The organism is Streptomyces sp. NPDC046349 (assembly GCF_055587885.1).
Genome location: NZ_JBVJFK010000013.1, coordinates 39,889 through 63,407, shown reverse-complemented (window position 1 = coordinate 63,407; position 23,519 = coordinate 39,889). Strand labels below are relative to the sequence as shown.

The window sequence follows — 23,519 nt, the reverse complement described above, 5'->3', positions numbered from 1 at the left end:
GGCTGAGAAGCATGGCCATTCCCGCGCTCTTCGCCGCCACCTCCGTGATGGTTTTCGCTGGTCAGGCACATGCCGAGACCATCGACCCGGTCGGGATCGGCGACCTCTTCTGGTCGCCGAGTGACGCGAACGTCCCCGACGGCGGGGAAACGATGTACGAGCTGTACGACCCCGGGCGCTGGTTCCTCGATGCCGATCTCTGGGATTTCGAGATGGTCGACGGAACCGCGTACCTCATCTGCTCGATCCTCATGGGAGTTCTGGTCATCATCGGCCTCGCCATGACAGTGATCGTGGGCTGGGTGTTCCGCTTCACGTCGATCCCCGAGATGGAGAACTCCATCTCGGGCATGATCGGCGGTGCGTCCCAGAGCCTGATGGAGTTTATCCTCCCGAGTTGCCTCGTCGTCGGTGGCTTCATCGCCTTCGTGCAGCACCGCAAGGGCGGAGGCGGAGGCGGGCTGTCACAAATCGCCTGGGTCCTGATCTCGGGCGTGGTGTCCGTATCCCTCCTGACGAGCCCCCAGTCCTGGGTGAGCGGGATCGATTCGGCACGGCAGGTCGGTGCCAGCGTCACCATGTCCGCCACCGCGGAAGGCCTGGGCAACGGCTCCAGCGACTACCCGTTCGCGCTCAAGAACCAGCCGAAGTTCACGAACAACGGCCGTGACACCCTGCTGCGGAAGTCCCAGGACTCCATCTGGCGCGGGTTTGTGGCCACCCCGTGGTGCATCGCCGAATTCGGGAGTTTGGAGGTCTGCGAGAAGTACGGAAGACAGGTCCTCGACCAGGGATCGAATGCCGACACCCGCGAGAAGTACATCGACAAGAACCTGAAGGGGAGCAATGTCGGCGATGCCTCCGTCGACTGGGTGAAGGGAGACACCCCGGTCGGCCGCCTCATGGTGCTGATTCCCTCGATCATCGTGGCCCTGATGTTCGCGATCCTGCTCCTGGTTCTCGCGTTCACATCCCTGGCGGCCTTCCTCGGCTCGCTGCTGCTCCTCCTGACCGGCGTCTTCTTCGCCTGCCTCTGGGTCATTCCCGGACGGCCGCGGCAGTGGGGGCTCGCCTGGTTCGACCAGCTCCTCGCGCGGACCCTGGAGAGCTTCATCGCGACGCTGGTGCTCGGCGCCGTGCTCTCGGCGCAGACCGCGACGATGCAGATGTTCGGGAAGTACGGATGGCTGCCCACCATGGGCCTGTCCATCGCCCTGTCCGTCGTGGCCTTCCAGTTCCGGTCCGTGCTCGCCCAGATCTTCGGCGTGCGCGGCACGACGGGCGGATCGATCGCCGGCATGCTCGCCTCCCGCGCCCTCAGCGCCGTCGGCAAGGGCGGCGGGAAGGGCGCCGGTTCCGGCTACAACCACCGTCCCGTGGAGACCCTGCCGGGCCGGAGCGGCGGTGGCGGCGGAGGCGGGGGGAGGAACCGCCCGAGGCTTCCCACGGGTTCCGGCGGTTCGGGTGACGGCGGCGACGTCACGGTCACCCGCGTTCCCCCGGCGCGTCCGCCCGCCCCGGCGCCCCTGCCGGCCGGCCACCGCCCCAAGATCGCACTCCCGCCGGGAAGGTCCGCCGAAGCCGTCGGCGGATCCGCCGCAGGGACGACCGGTGGCACGAAGACCGGCGCCGCAGCGATCTCCGGGCCGGGACCGCGCCCGACGCCCGCCGTACAGGCCCCGCAGTCGCGTCCGGCCCTGCCCCCGGGCCCCTCGAGCGTGGCCACCGCTCCAGGCGACCGAGGCCCCGGCAGCGCGAACGTGCCTTCCGGCAGCCCGGCTTCGCCGACCATGCGCCCGGAGTCCGGCAGCCGGCCGAACTTCGCCTTCCGCCAGGCCCCGGTACCGCAGTCGCCGGGCGAGCCCCGCCTCATCTCGGCGACCGTCATCCGCAGTACGCCCAACCGGCCCCCGCGCAGGTCCGCGAGCACCTCGCCCCATTCCTTCCGCCCCCCGGTCAGGCAAGCATGAGTCACCGAACGCCACAGGAGTGGCGCGAGATCCTGGCCGACATCCGTCACCCGGAGGAGGTCCGGAAGGCGGACAGCCGCCGGGCGCGTCGCCGTGCGAAGGCGGTGCACCACCAGCAGATGCGGCGCCGGTCCCACGAGTGGGTGCGCGAACAGCGCCGCAGCGACCCGATCCGCCCCACCGGCGCCGCGATCATCGTCGTCGTGCTGCTGGCGCTCGGAGTGGGCACCCGTTGGGTGTGGCCGGGCCTGCTCGGCGAGAAGCAGCCCGCCGCCACAGCCGGCCCGGCCCCCGCGGCACCGGCGCGCGGGGACGGTGCGGCGGAGGTCCCGGCGGCCTCCGCCTCTCCCGGCGCGCCCTCGGCGACGCCCGCGGCGCTGCCGTCGCCGGCCGGCCTGGACAACCCCGACCGGGTCGCCGAGCAGTTCGCGCGCGTCTACCTCACCCGCAACCCCCCTCAGGACCAGACGCACAGGACGGTGGTGGAGCGGGTGCGCCCCTTCCTGGCGCCGGCCCTGGCCGCGAACCTCTCCGAACACACCGACCCGGCCTGGGACAAGCTCGTCAGCCAGGGCGGCATCTCCACGGTGAGCTCCGTCGCGGTGACCCCCGCGGGCAAGGATCTGCCCGGGGACACCCCGCTGCGGGTCTGGCGCCAGGCGACCACCGTCGTGGCCGTCGACGGCTACACCGACTACAGCGAGACCACCGTCCTGCAACTGGAGTTGATGACCTCCGGCGGGAAGTGGCACATCACGCGAATCCTGGGCGTCTAGTGCGGGCCCGTGATGCGGCGGGTCTCCTGCTCGATGCCAAGGGGATCGTCTTCAAGCTCAAGGCGGCGGCCCTGCTGTCCGTCGTCATGGTCTTCTGCCTGCTGTTGCTCGGGCTGGTCGCCGCCATGGGCGGCGACGCCTCGGCCGTCGGCTGCGGCGGCCGGGGCCGTCCAGGAGTGGACCCGGGGGACTCAGAGGGCGGCGGCGGGGCGCAGCGGCCCGGCGAGGGCATGCGCAAGGCACAGCTCGCGAACGCGGAGATCATCGATACCGTCGCCAAGGAGGGCGGACTGTCCGGACGGGCCACCCTGATCGCCCTGATGACGGCGCTGCAGGAGAGCACGCTCCTCAACCTGGACTACGGCGACCGCGACTCGGTCGGCCTGTTCCAGCAGCGCCCCGTCGCGGGCTGGGGCACCAAGGAACAGATCATGCGGCCCAAGTACGCCGCCAAGATGTTCTTCTGGGGCGGGGACGACGGCGACCCGCCGGGGCTCACCGACATCCGCGGCTGGGAGTCCATGAAGTACGGCGCCGCCGCCCAGGCGGTCCAGCGCAGCGCATACCCCGACCTCTACGACCAGCACGAGGACTACGCCCGCAAGCTCGCGGGCGAGGCCAAGATCGACCTGAACCGGCGCGGCACGGACGGAAGCCCTCCGGATGGGGGCGAGTCGGAGAAGCCCCGGGACAAGGGCTGTGGGGACGACGGGGGCAAGCCCGGTGAACCGGGCCAGCCCTTCCACGACGGCGCCGCAGGCTGGCCGCCCGAGGTCAAGAATCCGCGGAGCACGAAGGAGGCCATCGCGGCGGCCCGCGAAGAGGCGCGCAGCGGTCCCAAGAAGTGGTACCAGATGTGCCTCGCCTTCACGGCCGTCACGTACGGATGGTCCTTCTCCGGTGTCCCCTACGCCATCGACCACTACCGGGAAATGCCCACCAGCATGAAGCACGACAAGGACAGGACCCCGCCCCCGGGGGCGCTGATGTACTGGGACACCGGTCAGCGGGCCGGCCACGTCGCCGTCTACCTCGGGGACGGCCAGATCGCGAGCAACGACATCCGCAGGCCCGGGTACATCGACGTCGTCCCGGCGACGGAGATCGAGTCGAAGTGGGGCGCCACCTACCTCGGATGGGCGCCCCCCTACTTCCCCAAGGGCGGATGACGCAGTGACCACCGACGCCGGCCAGGTGCCGGCCACCCCGCTCTACACCATCACCCTCACCGGCTCCGGAGTCAGCATCGACGGGGAGCCGGTCGGCGTCGCCTCCGGCGACCTCCCGGCCGCCCGGCTGGCCGCGCTCGCGGAGATCCGTGTCCGCGCAGCGCTACGGGGCCGGCCCGTCCGGGTCACGGCCAAGGAGCCGGACGGCTCGGCCTGGCCCCTCGTCGTCGACCCCGACGGCCACGTGACGACGCTGTCCGTGCCGCACCCCGTCGTGCCCGCGCCGGCCCGGCCCGCCGAGGGCTCCGGCCCGTCAGCCGTGCCTGCCCGGCCCGAACCGGCCGTGACGTGGGGAGCGCCGCTGCCGGCCGCCCACCAGGAGTCCTGGGCGCGGCTCCTGACGGCGCACGGGGCGGGGGACACCGCCACCGCGATCGCCCAGGCGGAGCGGACCGAGGCCGCACTGGAGGCCGAGTACGGGCCCCTGCACCCCTACACCGTGCAGGTCCTGAGCGCGCGGGCCTGGCTCGTACTGGGCCGACGCGACGACTTGTCCGCCACCGTGCGGCTGCTCGTCCGGACCGCTCTGCGCCGCCGCCGGGCCGGAGCGGAGCCGAGGAGCGAGACCGCGCAGGTGGCGCGCAACGCTCATGCCGCGTGGCGCTCGTTGGCCGCGACGGACCCGCGACAAGCCTTGGAACTGAGCGGACCGCTGACCGACATGCTCGGGGAACTCGGGTGGCCCGGCCGCGCCCAGGACGTCGCCCGCCGGGTGGAGGAGGCCACACGTCGGCTCACCCTCCCGGAAGACCCCGCCTCCCCGGAAGGGAGAACATGACGATGACCACCGAACCGCAGAAGGAGCCCCGCCCCGGCGACGCATGGGCCAAGGAGGCCGCGCTGATCGCCGCCGCGCTCCTGGTCGTCGCATGCGGGGCCTGGATCGCCGCCGGCCTCGGTGCCTCCGCCGACGACGGCCCGGACCCCGGCAGCCTGGTCTCCTTCACCGTGGGGCTGGCCACGGGCGCGTACACCTGGCCCGGCGGCACTGCGAACGCCTACGCGGCGGGCGAGCTGCTGGTGCTCGCGGCGGCGGCGGTCGCCGTGTACCGGATCCGCCTGCGCCGACGCCGCACGCCCGACGTCGACGACGCCGCCCAGCACCTCGCGCAGGGTGAGGAACTCGGCCGCCTCAGCGCCAAGGGCGCCGCCGCGACCGCCGCGCGCCTCGGTGTGCGAAGCCGTGTGCCCGGTGTCCTCATCGGCCGTTCGGTGCGCGGACGGCAGCCCCTGTACGGCTCCTTCGAGGACATGCACGTCGACATCTGGGGACCGCGCACCGGTAAGACCACCCGGCGCGCCATCCCCGCGATCCTCGACGCCCCCGGCGCGGTGCTCGTCACCTCCAACAAGCGGGACATCGTCGACGCCACCCGCGGACCGCGCGGCGCGCGGGGCACCGTCTGGGTCTTCGACCCGCAGCAGGTGGCACAGGAGGCGCCCACCTGGTGGTGGAACCCCCTCTCCTACGTGACGGACGTGGCGCGGGCCCGCAAGCTGGCCGAGCACTTCGCCTCGGGCTCCCGCGACGCCGACGCCTCCACCGACGCGTACTTCGACCCCGCCGGCCGGGACCTGCTCGCCCACCTCCTGCTCGCCGCCGCGACCGCCAAGGCACCAATCAATCAGGTCTACCGCTGGCTCGCCAACCCGAAGGACGACAGCCCGGAGCGCATCCTGCGCGGCGCGGGGCACCACATGCCGGCGGACGCCCTGTTCGGAGTGATCACCGCGCCGGACAAGCAGCGCGGCGGCATCTACGGTGTCGCCCAGCAGATGGCCTCCTGCCTGGTCGACCCCGAGGTCAACAGGTGGGTGACGCCGGTGGCGGAGGACGACGACCGCCCGGAACTGGACCCCGCCGATTTCGTCCGCGGCGAGGGCACCCTCTATTCGCTCTCGCGGGAGGGCGGTGACTCGGCGGGCCCGTTGGTGACCGCCCTGACCGTGGCCGTCGTCGAGGCCGCGGAGGAGTACGCCGTCTCCCAGCGCGGCGGCCGACTGTCGAAGCCGCTGCTGGCCGTGCTGGACGAGGCGGCGAACGTCTGCCGCTGGCGCGCCCTGCCCGACCTGTACTCGCACTACGGCTCGCGCGGCATCATCCTGATGACGATCCTCCAGTCCTGGGCGCAGGGCGTGGAGGTGTGGGGTGAGCGGGGCATGGAGAAGCTGTGGTCCGCCGCGAACGTACGCGTCTACGGCGGCGGCGTCTCCGACACCCGCTTCCTCGGAGACCTCTCCGAGCTGGCGGGGGAGTACGACGTCCGCGAGTTCACCGCGACCCGTGAGGCGGGGTCCGTCGGCTGGTCGGGCAACCGCACCGTGAACGAGTCCCACCGCCGCGACCGCGTCCTGAAGGTCTCCGACCTGGGCGCGATGCCCCCGGGCCGGGCGCTCGTCCTGGCCTCCGGAACCAAGCCGGTCCTGGTGGAGACGCTGCCCTGGTGGCAGGGACCGCACGCCGGCGCGGTCAAGGCCTCACTGACACGGCACGACCCGGGCGCCCGCACCTGATCACCCGTTCCACGGGGATACCTTCGAAACGCACCGACCGAGCAAGGAGAGCAAGGATGTTGACAGAGACGACGGGCCGCAGCGCCTCGGACCTGACCGCGGAGCTGGAGAACTGGCGGGGGGTCGACTGGGTCTCGGTGTGGGACGGGCCGCCGCAGGGCGGTTCCCCGGAGTTCCGCGAGTGGTGCGAGCGGTACGGCTGGGTGCCGGAGACCTTCGACCGGCAGCTGAACGTGACGACGCGCAGCGGTGGCAGCTGGACGTTCTCCGACGTCCTGGGTGGGCATTGGAGCCCGGTCAGGAGCCTCGACCACGACGCCTGGCAGGTCAGGGCTGCCGCCGCCGCCGAGAACGGTGAGGTGCTGTCCACCGCCGCCGAGACCTGGCCTGTGTACCTGCAGGCGGCCGAGGCGGTTCTGGGCACGCCCACCTGGACCGGCACCTGGGACGCCGAGGACTTCCCGGAGCCGCCGGAGCCCGGGTACTGGCCGGATCGGGAGTTCCGGCTGGAGAGCCGTCGGCCCTACCGGTTCGCCTACTGGAAGCCGGCAGGCGCGACGCGCGGTGAGCCGTACGTCGTGCTGAGCCAGTCCGTGTCCTTCCAGGTCTGGACCGCCGACATGCCAGGGGGATCGACCATCTCGGTCGACGTCCACGCACCGTCTGAGTTCCTGCGGGCCCGCCGGTGACGAAGGCCGTACCTCCCCAGCGCGAAGAGCTCGCGTCGGCCGTGGAGCGCCAGAACGAGTACGAGGCCAACGTCCCCCGTACGGGCCGTCAGGTGTCCGAGGTCCGAGACCGGATTCTCCGGGACTGGCGCGAGGCGAACGAGAAGGGCGAGGGCCATCCGGACGTCCAGTCCTTCATCAGGAGCGTCGCCGCGAACGCGTCGGTGACCAACGAGGATCGCGGCGACGTCCGGGCGTTCTGGTCTTACAAGTCCCAGCCGGAAGGCTCCACCGAAGTGGTGGAGCACAGGTACGTGGCGCAGGCCTGTGGCGAGAGCCGGGGCTACCAGGTCCTGGAGGACAGTCCGGCGGGCCGCCGACTCGACTCCTACCACCTTTGGCAGCCTGAGGTCCGGCGGATGCTCACACGCGACTTCGACGTGCCGTCGAAGGAGGCCGCCGACCTCGCGCCGGAAGTCTGGAGCACGGTCTCCCGCCGCTACGCGGAGGCCGCCAAGGGGCCCGTCGTCGTCTTCGCCGCGGACATCGGAGAGGAGTCCGTCCTGGGCAAGGACGAACTCCCACAGCTGCTCGCGCACGAGCGGGTGGGCAAGGACGGCGTGGAATTCGCGCTGCCCTCGCCGCGCCACGAACACCTGCCGCCCGAGATCGACGAGTTGATCGCGGACGACCCCGTGCGCTGCCAGATACGCATGGAGGACTTCGACCCGACGAAGACGACACCGAAGGAGTTCGCGAAGAAGCTCGCCGCCGTCTCCGTCCCGGAGAACCTGCGGGCGGGGCACCAGGCCGCGATCTCACGGCTGATGTCGGCAGACAGCTACCCGGAGCTGAACGAGCCGCGCGGTCCGGACCGCGCGCACGGCTTCATGGTGGCGGTGGACATACCCGACAGGGTCCCCTCGCAACGGCCCGCACAGCACTTGGGCCACGGGGTGGTCAACCCCGTACCGGAACTCGCGCGCACCGCCGAGGTCGAGCGCTGATGCCCACCGGTACCGGGGCAAGGGAAGTGCCCGCGCAGGGTGCGGAGTTCCACTTCGCCGACGTCTTCGCGTTCGTCTCGGAGTATTTGGCGCCGACGATCCGACGGCGCCTGAACGGCACGTCCGCGACCTGGTGCCCCCGCTGGTGGGAGCACCCGGAGGCGGGCGCCAGGCTGGCGGCGCTGTGGCTGGCCTGGGAGCAGCTGCGCCTCGATCCCATGCTGGGGATGTCGACCTGGTGGCTGCACCACGCGGACCCGCACCTGCGGGTACTGACGGATCCGGACACCGGGCCGTTCGGCGCCTGCTCTCCCAGGGGCGGGCACACGGCCCACCCCTTCGATCCGCTGCCGGTCGACCCGTACGAACCGGGCGGCGACCAGGCCTGACGGCCGCCCCGGCCCACACTCCAAGGCGGGCCGGTCCGCCGCGCGGCGCCTCGAAGGACGACCAGCACACCACCCCCGGCGAGCCACCTCGTCGGTGCAGCTGTTGGGCCTGAGGGGCGTCGCCCTGGTCGTCCAGGCCCTGGAGGTCCTCGCAGAGCGTGTACGCGTCGGCCGGGGTCCTGGAGCCCGCCGGAGCCCCTGCCGACGGGCGCCGATCTGCACCGGTCGGTGAGTGCCGCCCCACGCAGACTCCGCGTCACCGTCCGAGGAACGGGCTCGGTGCGCCGTGCCAGGAGACCCGCAGGACCTCACGTGCGCGTGTGCAGGCGACGAAGAGCAGGCTCAACTCTCCCAGCAGGTCCTCCCGGTGCTGCTGGACGTCCACTTCTGCGGGCGTCAGGGCCGAGGGCAGAGGGACGACACTGTCGCTCACGCCTACGACAGCGACGAAACGGAACTCCAGACCCTTCATGCGGTGCATGGTTCCGATGGAGACGCCGTCGCCGGACGCCTGAGCCGTGCCGAGGAGACGCACGGGCAGACCTGCTTGTTCCAGGGCGTGCGCAATCTCCTTGCCCAGTTGTAGGTATCGGACGGCCACCCCGATCTCGCCGGGTTCCACACCGTCGTTGACCCACTGGGCGATGCGCGACGTGAGGTCCGCGATCTCTTCGGCCTTGTCGGCCGATGCCCTCAGCTCGGGGTTCGCGCCGTTGAGTACGGACCGGTAGCCCGCCAGTTCACCCAGGAGGTCCTCTCCGGCGCGCTGCGGGCGATCGTCGGCCGGATGTCGGTGGAGGACGTCATCCGCGACCGGGCCGCCTTCGCCGGACAGGTCGCGGAGGAGGCGGAGACCAGCCTCTCCGGGCAGGGCCTGGTCCTGGACGCCTTCCAGATCCAGGACATCACCACCGAGGGCTCCTACCTGGAGGACCTGGGCCGGCCCGAGGCCGCCCGCGCCCGGCAGGAGGCCGACATCGCGGAGGCCAACGCCCGGCGGACCGCCGAGCAGGCCAGGCTCAAGGCGGAGGAGGAGATCGCGCTCGCGCAGCGCACGCTCTACCTGCGCCAGGCCGAGATCAAGGCCGAGACCGACGCGGCCGCGGCCTGGGCGAGCGCGGCCGGACCGCTCGCAGACGCCGACCGGCAGCAGCAGATCCTCACCGAGCAGGAGAAGGTGGCCGAACGACAGGCCGCACTGACCGATCGTCAACTCGACGCCCAGGTGCGCAAGCCCGCCGACGCCAGGCGGTACGAGGCCGAACAGCAGGCGGAGGCCCAGCGCATCGCCCGGGTCAAGGAGGCGGAGGGCGAGCGCCTGGCCGGCATCGCGGCCGCCGAGGCGGAGGCCGAGCGCGCCCGCCTGACCGGTGAGGGCGAGAAGCAGCGCCGGCAGGCCCTCGCGGAGGCGGAGGCCATCGAGGGTGCCAAGCGCGGCGAGGCCGAGCGGGCACCCCGTGCCGCCATCGCCGAGGCCGTCCGCCTGGAGGGTGACGCCGACGCCGCCGCGATCGCCGTGAAGGGCGCGGCGGAGGCCGAGGCCATGCAGAAGCGGGCCGACGCCTTCGAGAAGTACGGGGAGGCGGCCATGCTGCAGATGATGGCGTCTGACCCGCCAGCGGCTCGGCGTCTGGTGGACCGCGGGGGAGGACTCCGGTCCGGAGGCCTTCCGGTAGGTCAGGCGTGTCGATCCCGTGGCTCGGGCGAGCCCGACAATGGTTCCCCAAGCACAAGAGAGCAGGTAACCGTTGATGCATGCGCACTCCTACCCGCCCGCCGACGACCCGCTGTTCGGGACCGTCACCGTCGAACTCGACCACGAGGCGGGGACCCTCGCTGTGCACGGCGAGGGGATACCGCGGGTCGAGATGAGGCGGACGGGCGCCGCGGCGGCGGAGAGCCATGTGCCGATCGGGACCCGGGACCCCGAACGCCTGGCGATGGAGGTCGGGGGAGCGGAGGTGGAGCTGCGGCCCTCCAAGGGGTTCCTGACCCGCACGTCCTACCGGGTCGACGTCGGCGACCACCGGTTCGTTCCGGTCTCGCTCGACGGCAGCCGGCTGTCGCGCGGCGGTGCGGTACTCGGGATGTTCGTCTCGACCGGGGACGGGCGGGTGACCGCCGAGTGGGGGGACGTGCAGCCGGAGGGGTACGACGCGGCCGTCGGGTACGCGCTCGCCGCGGCGTTCGGGACCGGCGCCGAGCCGGCATGGAAGCTCACCGTGGACGCCGTACTGGAGGCCATGCCCTGAAACCGGAAATTGGCCACCTGTTCACCCGCTCCTATTGAGTGCGGCGGCGGCGCGGATATCGTGGCACGAGGTATCCGTGAACCGACTCCGCATCGAGGGAAACCATGAGCCAATCAGGGCGAACGGCAAGGCCGCGGCATTATCTGATGTGCCGTCCGCACTATTTCGACGTTCGGTATTCGATCAATCCGTGGATGGACCCCACGAAGCCCACGGTGACGGAAACCAGCCTTTCCCAGTGGAAGCGGCTGCACGACCTGTTCGTCGAGCTCGGGCACCGGATCGACCTGATCGAGCCGGTGCCCGACCTGCCGGACATGGTGTTCGCTGCCAACGGGGCGACCGTGCTGGACGGGCGGGTGCTGGTCGCCCGCTTCCGGCACGACTACCGGGCCGGGGAGTCGCCGGCGTACCTGGACTGGTTCGCGGAGCGGGGGTGGGGCGAGGTCCGGCAGGCGGAGTACGTGAACGAGGGCGAGGGCGACTTCCTGCTCGTCGGCGACACCCTCCTGGCGGGCAGCGGGTTCCGCAGCGACCCGCGCTCGCAGCGGGAGGCGCAGGAGTTCTTCGGGCGGCAGGTCCTCGGGCTGACGCTGGTCGACCCGCGGTTCTACCACCTCGACACCGCGCTCTCGGTCCTCGACCGCGACGAGGTGATGTACTACCCGGCGGCGTTCTCCCCGGAGAGCCGCGCGGTGCTCGCCGACCGGTTCCCCGACGCGGTCCTGGCCGAGGAGGCCGACGCGGTGGCGTTCGGGCTGAACGCCGTCTCCGACGGCCTGCACGTGGTGCTGCCCGAGCAGGCGCGGGGGCTGGCCGCCCAGCTCGCCGAGCGCGGGTTCGAGCCGATCGGCGTCGACCTGTCCGAGCTGCTCAAGGCCGGCGGCAGCGCCAAGTGCTGCACGCTGGAACTGCGTCCGGCGCCGGACGCCGACCGACCTGGCCGGCCGTAACCGCCGCTTTGCGCTCGCCGCCCTATCCGCTTCCCGGGTGCGCTTTCAGTGGCGCGGGGCCCTCGATACCGCCTCGGCCCGCATTCGGCCGGCGAAATGTACGGAACCGCCGCTGGGTCGTCCTGTCGACAGGACGACCCAGCGGTCGCATTTCGGAGGCGCCGTGAATGCTTATGCGTTCTGGCGGATGATTGGGAATGTGCCTCCCGCGGAATTCCCGTGCCGCGATCCCGCGTGCCGCGCGCCGGAGCGAGCCGGTCCGCCTCTTCCGGGTCTGTTCGGACACGGCCCGGCACGGCGCGGCACGGGCGCGGCCTCGCCGGTCCGCGGTGGCACCCGGGGCGCCGGTTTGTCGGCATCACTGGAGGAGTGGCACCCCGTGGCGCCCCCATGGCTCAGCTTGGCTCACTTATGGCACACGCTCTGACCTGCGGCTTTAGAAATGGTGGCACCTGTGGCGCCAGATTGGCTCGTCATGGCGCCATCTGTGTGTCATGCTATGGGACATGGACCTCAGCCCCTACGTCGCAAATCTTCGGCACGAGCTCGCGGTGGCCGCCGAAGCGGGCGGCGAAGAAGCCCGCGCTCTCGCCGAGCGCCTCACCGCCCCGCTAGAGTCGGCAGCCAGGCTCACCCTCCTGACCGCCCTGTCGGACGCCATGGGCGAGGTCACCCGGGAGCTCGCTCCCGGCTCGGTCGACGTACGGCTGCGCGGGCTCGAGCCCGAGTTCGTCGTGACCGCCCCGCCGAGGGAAGAGCCCTACGGGGCCGGCGACTTCGACGAAGCCCCCGCCGCCCTGCCCGCCGTACCGCCCGCGCCGGAAGGGGAGGACAGCAGCACCGCACGCATCAACCTCCGGCTCCCCGGCCACGTCAAGACGAGGGCCGAGCAGGCCGCGGCGCGTGAGGGGCTCTCCCTCAACGCCTGGCTCGTCAGGGCGGTTTCGGGCGCCCTCGAGACCGGCGGCGGACGGCCGGCCGAGACCCAGGCGCCCCGGCGCGGCGGCGGCAGGCGGAGCTTCACCGGCTGGGTGAGCTAGCGCAGGGGCCCGGCGCCGCAGGGGGCGGCGCCGGGACACGACACCGGCGTACGGGAGCCGACCACTCCCGCGCCATCTTCACGTCCCCGCCAGCGGGGGCGGCCACCAGACCCACGAGGACGGGACAGCCATGCCTTCTTACGAGACCAAGGGACCCATCACCGCGACCATCCACGTCGAGGTCGGAGTCGCCCGGATCAGCGCCGCGGAGCGCACCGACACGGTCGTCGAGATCCACCCGCGCACCGCCGGGGACAAGGACGACCAGCGCGCCGCCGAGGAGACGAAGGTCGACTTCGCCGACGGGAACCTGACCATCCGCACTCCCAAGGCGCGCGGCCTGTTCAGCGCCCGTGGTTCGGTCACCGTCGACGTCGCCCTGCCCCAGGGCTCGCGTCTCGTCGGGACGCTGGAGATGGGCGACCTCACCTGCAAGGGAACGCTGGGCGAGTGCGAGGTCCGCACCAGCGCCGGCTACATCCGCCTCGACCAGACCGGCGCGGCCAGGCTCAAGACCCAGCACGGCGACATCCAGCTCGACACGGCGGCGGGCGACGTGGACGTCACCACCGGCTCGGGCGAGGTCAGGATCCGCACCGTCGGCGGCGACGCCGACATCAAGAACTCCAACGGCAACACGTGGCTGGACGACGTGGCGGGCGATCTGCGACTGAAGGTCGCCAATGGAAACATCACCGTCGGCCGCGCGCAAGGGTCTGTGTCGTCAAAGAGCTCGAACGGCAACGTACGCATCGAGGAAGTGGCGCGGGGCACCGTCGAGCTCCAGACTAAAGCCGGCAACCTCGAAGTCGGGATCCGCCAGGGCACTGCCGCCTGGCTCGACATCAACTCCCAGTCCGGGACGGTCTACAGCACCCTCGGCTCCGCCGAAGGCCCCACCGAGGGCGCGGAGACGGTCAAGGTGCACGCGAGGACCAGCCTCGGCGACATCACCATCCAGCGTGCGCACGGCGCCTGACGTCAGAGCTCTGCCTCGCAACAGCTACGAATTGGAGGGGGCACGATGAGTGCCGCGACCGAACAGAAGGCCCCGCCCCAGGGGATCAGCGCAGTCGGCCTGCGCAAGTCGTACGGCGAGAAGCTCGTACTCGACGGGATTGACCTGCACGTGCAGGCGGGCACGATCTTCGCGCTCCTCGGTCCGAACGGCGCGGGGAAGACCACCACCGTCCAGATCCTCTCGACGCTCATCTCCGCCGACGGCGGCGAGGCGACCGTCGTGGGGCACTCGCTGCAGCGCAGCGCGGACGCCATTCGTGCCAAGATCGGTGTCACCGGCCAGTTCGCGGCGGTCGACGGGCTGCTGACCGCCGAGGAGAACATGCTCCTGATGGCGGACCTGCACCACCTCGACCGCGCGGAGGGCAAGCGCCGCACCGCCGAATTACTCCGGCAGTTCGAACTCACCGAGGTCGCCGGCAAGATGGCCTCCACCTTCTCCGGCGGCATGCGCCGCAAGCTCGACCTGGCGATGACCCTCGTCGGCAACCCCAGCCTGATCTTCCTCGACGAGCCGACCACCGGCCTCGACCCCCGCAGCCGCCGCACCATGTGGCACCTGATCCAGCAGCTCACCGCCCAGGGCGTGACCATCTTCCTCACCACGCAGTACCTGGAGGAGGCGGACCAGCTCGCCGACCGGATCGCCGTCCTCGACAAGGGCAAGATCGTCGCCGAGGGCACCGCGGACGAGCTCAAGCGCCGCATCCCCGGCGGCCACATCCGCCTGCAGTTCTCCGACGTGCTCAGCCTGGACGCCGCCGCCCGCCGGCTCGCCCTCGGCCCCGGCGCCCGCGACGAGGAGAAGCTCACCCTGCAGATCCCGAGCGACGGCAGCATCCCCGCACTGCGCTCCGTACTCGACCTGCTGGAGAGCGCGGGAGTCCAGGCGGACGCCCTGACCGTCCACACGCCCGACCTGGACGACGTCTTCCTCGCCCTCACCGGTGACGGGTCGCGCCACCACGCGACCTCCGTTCCCGGCCCGGCCACCACGGCGCAGGAGGCCCGCCGATGAGCACGACGTACGCGATGCGCGACTCGATGACGATGCTGCGCCGCAACCTCAAGCACGCCCAGCGCTACCCCTCGATGACGATCTCGATCGTCGCGATGCCGATCCTGATGCTCCTGCTGTTCGTCTACGTCTTCGGCGGCGCACTCGGCGCCGGCATCGAGCTGCCGGGCGGCGGCACGGGGGACCGGGGCGACTACACCAACTTCGTCGCGCCCGGCATCCTCCTGATGGCCGCCACCGCCGGCGCGGTCTCGACCGCCGTCTCCGTCTGCACGGACATGACCGAAGGCATCATCAACCGCTTCCGGACCATGTCGATCTCGAAGTCCTCCGTGCTGACCGGGCACGTCGTCGGCAACGTCATCCAGACCATGATCAGCCTGGTTCTGGTCATCGGCGTCGCGCTCCTGGTGGGCTTCCGCCCCAACGCCACCTTCGTCGAGTGGCTCGCCGCCCTCGGCATCCTCGCCCTCCTCGCCTTCGGCCTCAGCTGGCTGTCCGCGGCCATCGGCCTGGGCTCCAGCAGCGTCGAGGCGGCGAGCAACGCCCCCATGCCGCTGACCTTCCTGCCCTTCCTCGGCAGCGCCATCGTCCCGCCGGAGTCCATGCCGGTCGGCCTGCGCTGGTTCGCCGAGTACCAGCCCTTCACCCCGATGACCGACACCCTCCGCGGCCTGCTCATGGGCACCGAGATCGGCAACAGCGCCTGGCTGGCGCTGGGTTGGGGCGTCGTCCTGAGCCTCCTCGGCTTCCTCTGGGCCCGCTCGGCCTTCAAGCGCGAGGCGAAGATCTAAGGGTCCGCTGCACGCACCGAAACGCGAACGGGGCCGCCCGGCCGAAGGCCGGGCGGCCCCGTTCTTCGTGCGGGCCGCCGTCCCGTCGACGGGACGGCGGCCCGCACGCCCGCAGCACGGACAACGGGACACGGTGGCCGAAAACGCAAGGAGGAATCGCTCACCAGTGCCGCCCTGGCAGAGCAGTGCGGGCATTCCTTGCCTCGCCCCCGGGCCACTTCTACGATCAATCCGGAAGAGCGGGGAAACAAATTCACGGCCGATCTGAACCGGCCCCCTGTGCCATCAATCCGGCATCGTGTTCCGCATTTCGCATTCCGTTTCCCTCTTCGTGCTTCCCGCTTCCGTCCGACCCGATGCAGAGGGGACATGGCCATGCACACGCGCAGCCACGCAACGGAAACCGGCGCCGGGCTCGTCGTCGAAAGCCCCTTCATATGGCGGGCCAGGCGGCCCGGACACCGCCACCAGTTGGTCTGCTTCCCCCAGGCGGGAGGCGGCGCCGGAGCCTTCGGCGACTGGGTGCACCAGCTCCCGGACGCCATCGAGGTGGTCGCCGTACAGCTGCCCGGCCGGCAGAACCGGATCCTGGAGGACCCCGCCACCGAGGTCGGCCCGCTCGTACGCACGCTGGCGCAGGCCCTGCGGCCCGTACTGGACGGCCCCTTCTCCTTCTTCGGCCACTCCTGCGGGGCCCTGCTCGCCTTCGAGCTGGCACTGGCCCTGCAGACCCGCGGCGGTCCCCGGCCGGCCCACCTGTTCCTCTCCGGACAGGCCTCGCCCGTACCCTTCCGCGACCGTCCCCAGCTGCACGGACTCTCCGACGAGGAGTTCCGGGCCGAGGTGCTGCGGCTCGGCGGCTTCGACGAGGAGCTCGCCGAGGACGAGGACGCCATGGAGGCCCTGCTGCCGCCCGTCATGGACGACTTCGCGCTCTGGGAGCGTCACGCCATGCCCGTCGACGCCCGCCTCGACGTCCCGATCACCGCCCTCGTCGGCACATCCGACAGCAGGGCACCGCGCGGCGAGATGGAGACCTGGGGTGCCCACACGGACAGCGCGTTCGACCTGCGCGTCTACCCCAGCGGGCATTTCTACCTCTTCGAGCCCGGACTGAGCTCCGAGCTGCTCGAATTCATCGCCGCAACGGTTCTCGAGCCCTAAGCTCCCGATGGGCAATGCCTGTATGGCAGCTTTTACGGGTTGCCGCGCCGACGTTCCGGCTGCGATTAATTGAGAAATCAAACCCATGAGATCCCGGTCTTCATGTCCAACCATTGGGGGATGGTCGCTTTGTGCTCGTTCCATGACGCGGCGGTGCCGGTGGCGACGATTCCTGAAATGTTCGAGAAGCACGTCGCCGCCTCGCCGGACGCCGTCGCCCTCGTCTTCGGCGAGACGTCGCTGACCTACCGCGAACTCGACGCGCGGGCCAACCGCCTGGCCCGGTTCCTCGTGAACCGCGGCGTCGGGCCGGAAACGGTCGTGGGCGTGGCCCTGCGCCGCTCGCCCGAGCTGTGGACGGCCGTCCTCGCGGTCCTCAAGGCGGGCGGCGCCTACCTCCCCATGGACGCCGCGTACCCGGCCGAGCGCCTGCGGTACATGGCGCAGGACTCCGGCGCCCGCCTGGTCCTGGCGGACACGCCGACCGGCGGCGAACTTCCCGAACTCCCGCTCCCCGTACTGCTGCTGGACGCACCCGAGACCGTCGGGGCGGTCTCCCGCGAAGCGGCCGCCCCGCTCACCGACGCAGACCGGATCCGCCCACAGCGCGTCGCGCAGTCCGCGTACGTCATCTACACCTCGGGCTCCACCGGCAGGCCCAAGGGCGTCGTCGTCACCCACAACGGCCTCGCCCCGCTGCTCGCCACACACGTCGGGCGACTGGGGGCGGGCCCCGCGAGCCGCGTGCTGCAGTTCGCCTCGCCGAGCTTCGACGCCTCGGTGTGGGAGATGTGCATGGGCCTGCTGTCCGGGGCGGCCTTCGTCCTCGCCGACAAGGAGGCCCTCGCCCCCGGGACCCCGCTCGCCGACACCATCGCCCGGCACGGCGTGACACACGTGACGCTGCCGCCCCCGGTGCTCGCCGCGGTCCCCGCCGGCGCCCTGGCCGGCGTCGAGACCCTGGTGGTCGCCGGAGACGCCACCACCCCCGAACTCGTCGCCACCTGGTCGGCCGGCCGCCGCATGATCAACGCGTACGGGCCCACGGAGACCACCGTGTGCGCCACCATGAGCGCGCCGCTGGCCGGCGACGGCCGCGTACCCCCGATCGGCGGCCCGATCACCGACACCGGCGTGCACGTCCTCGACGACCGGCTGCGCCCCGTGGGCACCGGAGTGATCGGCGAACTCTACGTGTCGGGCGCCTCGCTGGCCCGCGGCTACCTCGGCCGCCCCGACCTGTCCGCGCAACGCTTCGTGGCCTGCCCCTTCGGCGAGCCCGGCGCGCGCATGTACCGCACCGGCGACCTCGTCGAGCGGACCCCCGACCGCGGCCTCGTCTTCCACGGCCGCGCGGACACCCAGGTCAAGATCCGCGGCATCCGGATCGAACCCCTGGAGATCGAGGCCGTCCTCAGCGGCCACCCCGGTGTCGCCGACGCCGCGGTCCTCCCCTACGAACAGGGCGGCAGCCGCGGGCTGGTGGCCTACGTCGTACCCGCCGCCTCCGGCCGCCCCGGCCACGGCGGCCCGCAGGGCAGCGCGTACGGCAGCATCGCCCTCGACTCCGGCTTCGGCACCGCGGAACTGCGCGCCTACGCCGGCCGGCACCTGCCCGACCACATGGTCCCCGCGGCGTTCGTCCTGCTGGACCGGCTGCCCCTGACCCCGAACGGCAAGCTCGACAAGGCCCGGCTCCCGCAGCCGGAGTTCACCGGCGCCACCTACCGGGCCCCGCGCACCCCGCAGGAGGAGATCCTCGCCGAGCTGTACGCGAAGGCCCTCGGCCGCGACCGGATCGGCATCGACGACGACTTCTTCACCCTCGGCGGCGACAGCATCCAGTCGCTCCAGGTCGTGTCCTGGGCACGGGCCCGCGGCCTCGTGGTCACCGCCCGCCAGGCCGTGGAGCACCGCACCGTCGCGCGCCTGGCCGAGATCGCCGTCGCGAACGGGCGAGGCGCCGCCGGACCGGTCCTGGAGGAGCTCGACGGCGGCGGAACCGGCTGGATGCCCCTGCTGCCCGTGGCCCGCTGGATCCGCGACTGGGGCCCCGGCTTCGACCGCTTCCTCCAGGCGATGGTGCTGGAGCTGCCCGAGGACATCGACGCCGCCGGCCTGGCCGCCACCCTGACGGCCGTCGTGGACCGCCACGACCTGCTGCGCGCCCGCCTGGTGTCGGACGGCGACGGCGAAGGCGAAGGAGCCGGACTGGTCGTCGCACCCGCGGGCTCCGTGGCCGTGGACCCGCTGCTGCGCCGCGTCACCTGCGACGGCCGCTGGGACGACGGCTCCTGGCGCACCCTGCTGCTCGGCGAACTGGAGCAGGCGGCCGGCCGACTGGACCCGGCAGCGGGCGCGGTGGCCCAGTTCGTGTGGTTCGCCCCGCAGCGGGGCGCGGGCCGGCTGCTGCTCGCCCTGCACCACCTCGTCGTCGACGGTGTCTCCTGGCGCATCCTGATGCCCGACCTGGCCTCCGCCTGGCAGCAGGTCCGCGCCGGCCGCACACCCGAACTCCCGCCCGTCGCCACCTCGATGCGCCGCTGGGCGCACGCGCTCGCCGACGAGGCCCAGCGACCCGGGCGGACCGCGGAACTCGACCTGTGGCGCTCGGTCGTCGACGGCCCCGACCCGCTGCTCGGCGCCCGGCGGCTGGACCCGGCCGTCGACGTACGGGCCCGCGTGCACACCACCCGTGTGCAGCTCCCGGTGTCGGTCACCGAGGCGCTGCTGACCGACCTGCCCGCGGCGTTCCGCGGCGGCGTCAACGACGGGCTGCTCGCCGCGCTGGCCCTGGCCCTCGCGCAGTGGCGGCGCACCCGCTCCGTCGACGAGGCCTCCGCGCTGATCCGCCTCGAAGGACACGGCCGGGAAGAGGCCGCGGCGCCCGGCGCGAGCCTCGCCCGCACGCTGGGCTGGTTCACGACCGCCTTCCCCGTGCGCCTCGATCTCGCCGGTGTGGACCTCGACGAGGCCTTCGCGGGCGGCCCGGCCGCCGGCCTGGCCGTCAAGAAGGTCAAGGAACAGCTCCTGGCCCTTCCGGACAAGGGCATCGGCTACGGCCTCCTGCGGCACCTGAACCGGGAGACGGCCGCCGTCCTGGAGCAGCACCCTCTCGGACAGGTCGGCTTCAACTACCTCGGCCGCTTCTCGTCGGCCGCCGACATGCCCGGCGAGCTGAGCGGGCTCGGCTTCACCCAGGCCCCCGAAGCCGCGGCCATCGCGGAGCTGGCCGAGCTCGACGCCGCCCAGGACCCGCGGATGCCGGCCTCCGCCGAACTCGACATCAACGCCACCGTCGCCGACCAGCCGGCCGGGCCGGTGCTGAACGCCGTGTTCAGCGCCCCCGAGGGAGTGCTCTCCCCGGCCGAGGTACGGGAGATCGCCGACCTGTGGCGCGCCGCGCTGGAAGCGCTCGCCCGGCACGCGGCCGAGCCCGGTGCCGGCGGACTGACCCCCTCGGACCTGCCGCTGGTGACGGCGAGCCAGCACGACATCGACGGCTGGGAGCGGCGCTTCCCGGGCCTGACCGACGTCTGGCCCACCACCGCCCTGCAGTCGGGCCTGCTCTTCCACTCGGTCTTCGAGGACTCCTCCTTCGACGCCTACCAGGTGCAGTACGCGCTGCACCTGTCGGGCGAGGTGGACCCGGGTCGGCTGCGCGCCGCCGGCCAGTCGCTGCTGGACCGGCACGCGGGCCTGCGGACCGCCTTCGTGCACAACGCGTACGGGGATCTCGTCCAGCTCGTCCTCGACTCCGTCACCCTGCCCTGGCAGGACCTGGACCTGTCGGGCCTGGACGAGGCGGAGCGCACGGAGGCCTTCGAACGGTTCCTCGCGCAGGACCTGACCACGCACTTCGACCAGTTCGCCCCGCCCATGCTGCGGATGTCCCTCGTCCGGACCGGGGAGCGGACCCACGAGCTCGTACTGACCGCCCACCACGTGCTGTTCGACGGCTGGTCGGTGCCCCTGCTGATGCAGGACCTGCTCACCTTCTACGGCTCGGACGGACAGGACACCGGGCTGGAACCGGCCCGGAACCACCGCGACTTCCTCGCCTGGCTCTCCCGCCAGGACCGCGAGGAGTCCGCGCGCGTCTGGCGGGAGGAGCTCAGCGGGGTGGGGGAGCCGACCCTGCTCGCCCCGGTGGTCTGCGCCCCGCGGACCACCCCCGCGGACGGCTCCGGGGGACCGGCCGAGGACATCGCCATGCGGCAGGCGGAGGTGCCGCTGCCCGCCGAGGCCTCCCGCGAGCTCCAGCGACGCGCGGCCGAGCTCGGCGTCACCCTGAACACGGTCGTCCAGGGCGCCTGGGCGATCCTGCTGGCCCGGCTCACCGGCCGCCAGGACGTGGTCTTCGCCTCCACCGTCGCCGGCCGCCCGCCCGCGCTGCCCGGCGTGGACGCGACCGTCGGGATGTTCCTCAACACCCTTCCGGTACGGGTGCGGTGCGCGCCCGCGGACACGGTCGCCGAACTGCTGACCGCGCTCCAGGGCCGACAGGCCGCGCTCATGGACCACCACCACTTCGGCCTCGGCGAGATCCAGCAGGCCGCGGGCGTCGAATCCCTCTTCGACACGATCATCGGCTTCGAGTCCTTCCCCATGGACCGGGCCGGCATCGTCGAGGCCAGCCGGCAGGCCGGGATCTCGATCACCGGCATCCGCTCCTTCACCGCCAGCCACTACCCGGTGACGGTGCTCGCCTTCATCGAACCCGACCGGCTGCGCCTGGCGGTGCAGTACCGGCGCACCGTGCTCGACCCGGCCGCGGCCGAGTCCCTCGCCGCCCGCTTCGGCATGATCCTGCGCCGGCTGGCCGAGGACACCTCCTGCCGGGTGGCTGCCGTGGAGGTGCTGGAGCCCGCCGAGCGCGACCGCCTCCTGCACGGCCCCGGCACCACCGGAGCCGAAACCGCCGGCGCGCACGACCCTTCGGGTACGACGACGGTCCCCGCGCTCTTCGCGCGGCGTGTCGCCGCCACCCCCGACGCCGTGGCGGTGGCCGACGGCGGGCGGTCGCTGACCTACCGGGAGCTCGACGAGCGGGCCGACCGGCTCGCGAGGGCCCTGACCGGGCGCGGCGCCCGACCGGAGACCACGGTCGCGGTGGCCCTGCCGCGGTCGGCGGAGCTGGTCGTCGCGCTGCTCGGGGTGCTGAAGTCCGGCGCCGCCGTCCTCCCCCTCGACCCGCGGTACCCGGCCGACCGCCTCGCGCGGGTCCTGACCGACGCCCGACCGCTGCTGGTGCTCACCGACGCGGACACGGCGGCCTCCCTGCCCGACACCGGCGTGGCCGCGCTCGCCCTCGAGGCCGCGGACCGCGGGGACGGCGGACCGGCCCCGGCGGCGCCCCCCGTACGGGCCGACTCGCTCGCCTACCTCTCGTACGCCTGCGGCAGCGCGGGCGGGCCGACGGGCGTGGAGACCACCCACGGCAACCTGACCGGGCGGGTGTCCGGGCTGCTCGCGCGGCTCGGCGCTGCCGCGGCCGGGCGGCACCTGCTGCCGGCGACCGCCCCCGACACCGAACTCCCCGTCCCGGAGATCGTCGCCGCGCTCTGCGCGGGCGGCGGCGTCGAGGTGCTCCGCGACGGCGCGGCCGGCACGGGCGGGGTGCTCGCCACGAGCCCGTCCGCCTTCGCCGACCTGCTCGACGAGACGGCCGAGGACACCGCCGTGGACGCCATCGTGTTCTCGGGCGAGCCGCTGCCGGCCGCGCTGGCGCTGCGGGCGGCCGGGTCCGCGCCGGGCGCCCGCCTGGTCAACGTCCACGGCCACCCCGAGACCGGCCCCGCCACCGCGTACTCACCGCCCGACGGCGAGCAGCCGCCGGGCACGGGGACCGTTCCCGTGGGAACGCCGCTGTCCGGAGTGCGGGCGTACGTCCTCGGCGCGGGCCTCACCCCCGTACCGCACGGCGCGGTCGGCGAGCTGTACCTCGCGGGCGGCGCGCCGGCCCGCGGCTACCGGGGCCACGGCGCGCTGACCGCCGAGCGGTTCGTCGCCGACCCCTTCGGGCCGCCCGGATCGAGGATGTTCCGCACCGGCGACCTGGTCCGCCGGACCGCGGACGACCGCCTGGAGCTCCTCGGGCGCACCGGCCCGGAGGCGGCCGTCCGCGGCACGCGGGTCGCACCGGCCGAGGTCGAGGCCGTCCTCACCAAGCACCCCGGGGTGGAGCAGGCCGTCGTGGTCGTCCGCGAGGGCCACGGGCCCGGCGGGACAGCCCAGTCGGTGGGCTACATCGTGCCCCCCGACGGACACCCCGTGGCCGACCCCGCGGCCCACGCCGACCAGGTACGGACCCACGCGGCGCAGCAGCTGCCCGCGGCCCTGGTCCCGGCGGTCCTCGTGACGCTGGAGCGGCTGCCGCTGACCCGCGACGGCCGCACGGACCGGGCGGCACTGCCCGAGCCCGAGCCCGCGGCCCGCCCCTACCGGGCGCCGCGCACCCCGCAGGAGGCGGCTCTGTGCGAGCTGCTGGCGGAGGTGCTCGGCGTCGAACGGGTCGGCATGAACGACGACTTCTTCGAACTGGGAGGCAACTCCCTCCTGGCGACACGGCTCACCAGCCGTATCCGCAAGGTGCTCGGGGTGAGCGTGCCCCTGCGGTCGATCTTCGAGTCCCACGCAATCTCAGAACTTTCGCGCACGGTCAAGAACGCAGGCACGTCGAGCCGGCCTCGACTGCGCAAGATGGACAGGAGTGGACAGTAAAA

The 23,519-nt window shown here is 72.5% G+C and carries 17 protein-coding genes and 1 pseudogene; 17 read left to right on the top strand and 1 reads right to left on the bottom strand.

Annotation, left to right across the window (positions count from 1 at the left end):
* The first annotated feature begins 11 nt into the window (after positions 1-11).
* The 8 genes from ACZ6JS_RS28150 to ACZ6JS_RS28115 are packed head-to-tail and all read left to right on the top strand — an operon-like array spanning position 12 to position 8,553.
* The gene (locus tag ACZ6JS_RS28150; protein WP_469302011.1) at positions 12-1,970 is read left to right on the top strand and encodes a hypothetical protein; all 1,959 of its coding nucleotides are present in this window, start codon (positions 12-14) and stop codon (positions 1,968-1,970) included.
* Entirely contained in the window at positions 1,967-2,746 is a 780-nt protein-coding gene (locus ACZ6JS_RS28145) for a YqhG/Tai3 family protein (protein ID WP_469302010.1), read from the top strand. The genes ACZ6JS_RS28150 and ACZ6JS_RS28145 overlap by 4 nt, the downstream gene beginning before the upstream one ends.
* Positions 2,746-3,915: a C40 family peptidase gene (locus ACZ6JS_RS28140; RefSeq protein WP_469302008.1), complete on the top strand. Its 1,170-nt coding sequence runs from the start codon at positions 2,746-2,748 to the stop codon at positions 3,913-3,915. Before ACZ6JS_RS28145 ends, ACZ6JS_RS28140 begins: the two co-directional genes overlap by 1 nt.
* Positions 3,916-3,919: 4 nt before the next feature.
* Positions 3,920-4,753, top strand: a complete 834-nt coding sequence (locus ACZ6JS_RS28135) for a hypothetical protein (protein WP_469302007.1) — start codon at positions 3,920-3,922, stop codon at positions 4,751-4,753.
* Between the two features lie 2 nt (positions 4,754-4,755).
* On the top strand, positions 4,756-6,489 hold the full coding sequence (locus ACZ6JS_RS28130; protein ID WP_469302005.1) for a type IV secretory system conjugative DNA transfer family protein: 1,734 nt from the start codon (positions 4,756-4,758) through the stop codon (positions 6,487-6,489).
* Positions 6,490-6,545: 56 nt separating this feature from the next.
* Positions 6,546-7,178: a hypothetical protein gene (locus ACZ6JS_RS28125; protein WP_356811671.1), complete on the top strand. Its 633-nt coding sequence runs from the start codon at positions 6,546-6,548 to the stop codon at positions 7,176-7,178.
* Entirely contained in the window at positions 7,175-8,164 is a 990-nt protein-coding gene (locus tag ACZ6JS_RS28120; protein ID WP_469302003.1) for a hypothetical protein, read from the top strand. The genes ACZ6JS_RS28125 and ACZ6JS_RS28120 overlap by 4 nt, the downstream gene beginning before the upstream one ends.
* Positions 8,164-8,553, top strand: a complete 390-nt coding sequence (locus ACZ6JS_RS28115) for a DUF4913 domain-containing protein (RefSeq protein WP_356811673.1) — start codon at positions 8,164-8,166, stop codon at positions 8,551-8,553. The genes ACZ6JS_RS28120 and ACZ6JS_RS28115 overlap by 1 nt, the downstream gene beginning before the upstream one ends.
* Positions 8,554-8,809: 256 nt before the next feature.
* On the opposite strand, the gene ACZ6JS_RS28110 is transcribed toward ACZ6JS_RS28115, so the two are convergent.
* Positions 8,810-9,088 carry a 3'-5' exonuclease gene (locus ACZ6JS_RS28110; RefSeq protein ID WP_469302232.1) on the bottom strand — a complete coding sequence of 93 codons (279 nt, stop codon included), beginning with the start codon at positions 9,086-9,088 and terminating at the stop codon, positions 8,810-8,812.
* A gap of 204 nt (positions 9,089-9,292) precedes the next feature.
* Here ACZ6JS_RS28110 and ACZ6JS_RS28105 point away from each other — a divergent pair.
* The 9 genes and pseudogenes from ACZ6JS_RS28105 to ACZ6JS_RS28065 all read left to right on the top strand — a co-directional run.
* A pseudogene (locus tag ACZ6JS_RS28105) lies at positions 9,293-10,171 on the top strand (SPFH domain-containing protein); the annotation flags it as partial.
* 133 nt (positions 10,172-10,304) lie between these two features.
* Positions 10,305-10,805 (top strand): hypothetical protein, encoded by a 501-nt coding sequence (locus ACZ6JS_RS28100; RefSeq protein ID WP_356811704.1) that lies wholly within the window; start codon positions 10,305-10,307, stop codon positions 10,803-10,805.
* A 104-nt stretch (positions 10,806-10,909) separates the two neighbouring features.
* A complete protein-coding gene (ddaH, locus tag ACZ6JS_RS28095; protein ID WP_469302001.1) occupies positions 10,910-11,758 on the top strand; it encodes a dimethylargininase in 849 nt (282 codons plus the stop codon).
* A 506-nt stretch (positions 11,759-12,264) separates the two neighbouring features.
* On the top strand, positions 12,265-12,798 hold the full coding sequence (locus ACZ6JS_RS28090) for a toxin-antitoxin system HicB family antitoxin (RefSeq protein WP_469301999.1): 534 nt from the start codon (positions 12,265-12,267) through the stop codon (positions 12,796-12,798).
* 130 nt (positions 12,799-12,928) lie between these two features.
* Positions 12,929-13,777 (top strand): DUF4097 family beta strand repeat-containing protein, encoded by an 849-nt coding sequence (locus ACZ6JS_RS28085; RefSeq protein WP_469301997.1) that lies wholly within the window; start codon positions 12,929-12,931, stop codon positions 13,775-13,777.
* Between the two features lie 45 nt (positions 13,778-13,822).
* Positions 13,823-14,836, top strand: a complete 1,014-nt coding sequence (locus tag ACZ6JS_RS28080) for an ATP-binding cassette domain-containing protein (RefSeq protein WP_469301996.1) — start codon at positions 13,823-13,825, stop codon at positions 14,834-14,836.
* Positions 14,833-15,630, top strand: a complete 798-nt coding sequence (locus ACZ6JS_RS28075; protein WP_030838603.1) for an ABC transporter permease — start codon at positions 14,833-14,835, stop codon at positions 15,628-15,630. The genes ACZ6JS_RS28080 and ACZ6JS_RS28075 overlap by 4 nt, the downstream gene beginning before the upstream one ends.
* Before the next feature lie 369 nt (positions 15,631-15,999).
* A complete protein-coding gene (locus ACZ6JS_RS28070) occupies positions 16,000-16,794 on the top strand; it encodes a thioesterase II family protein (RefSeq protein WP_469301995.1) in 795 nt (264 codons plus the stop codon).
* A 177-nt stretch (positions 16,795-16,971) separates the two neighbouring features.
* Complete coding sequence (locus tag ACZ6JS_RS28065; protein ID WP_469301993.1) at positions 16,972-23,517, top strand: amino acid adenylation domain-containing protein; 6,546 nt, start codon at positions 16,972-16,974, stop codon at positions 23,515-23,517.
* Positions 23,518-23,519: the final 2 nt, after the last annotated feature.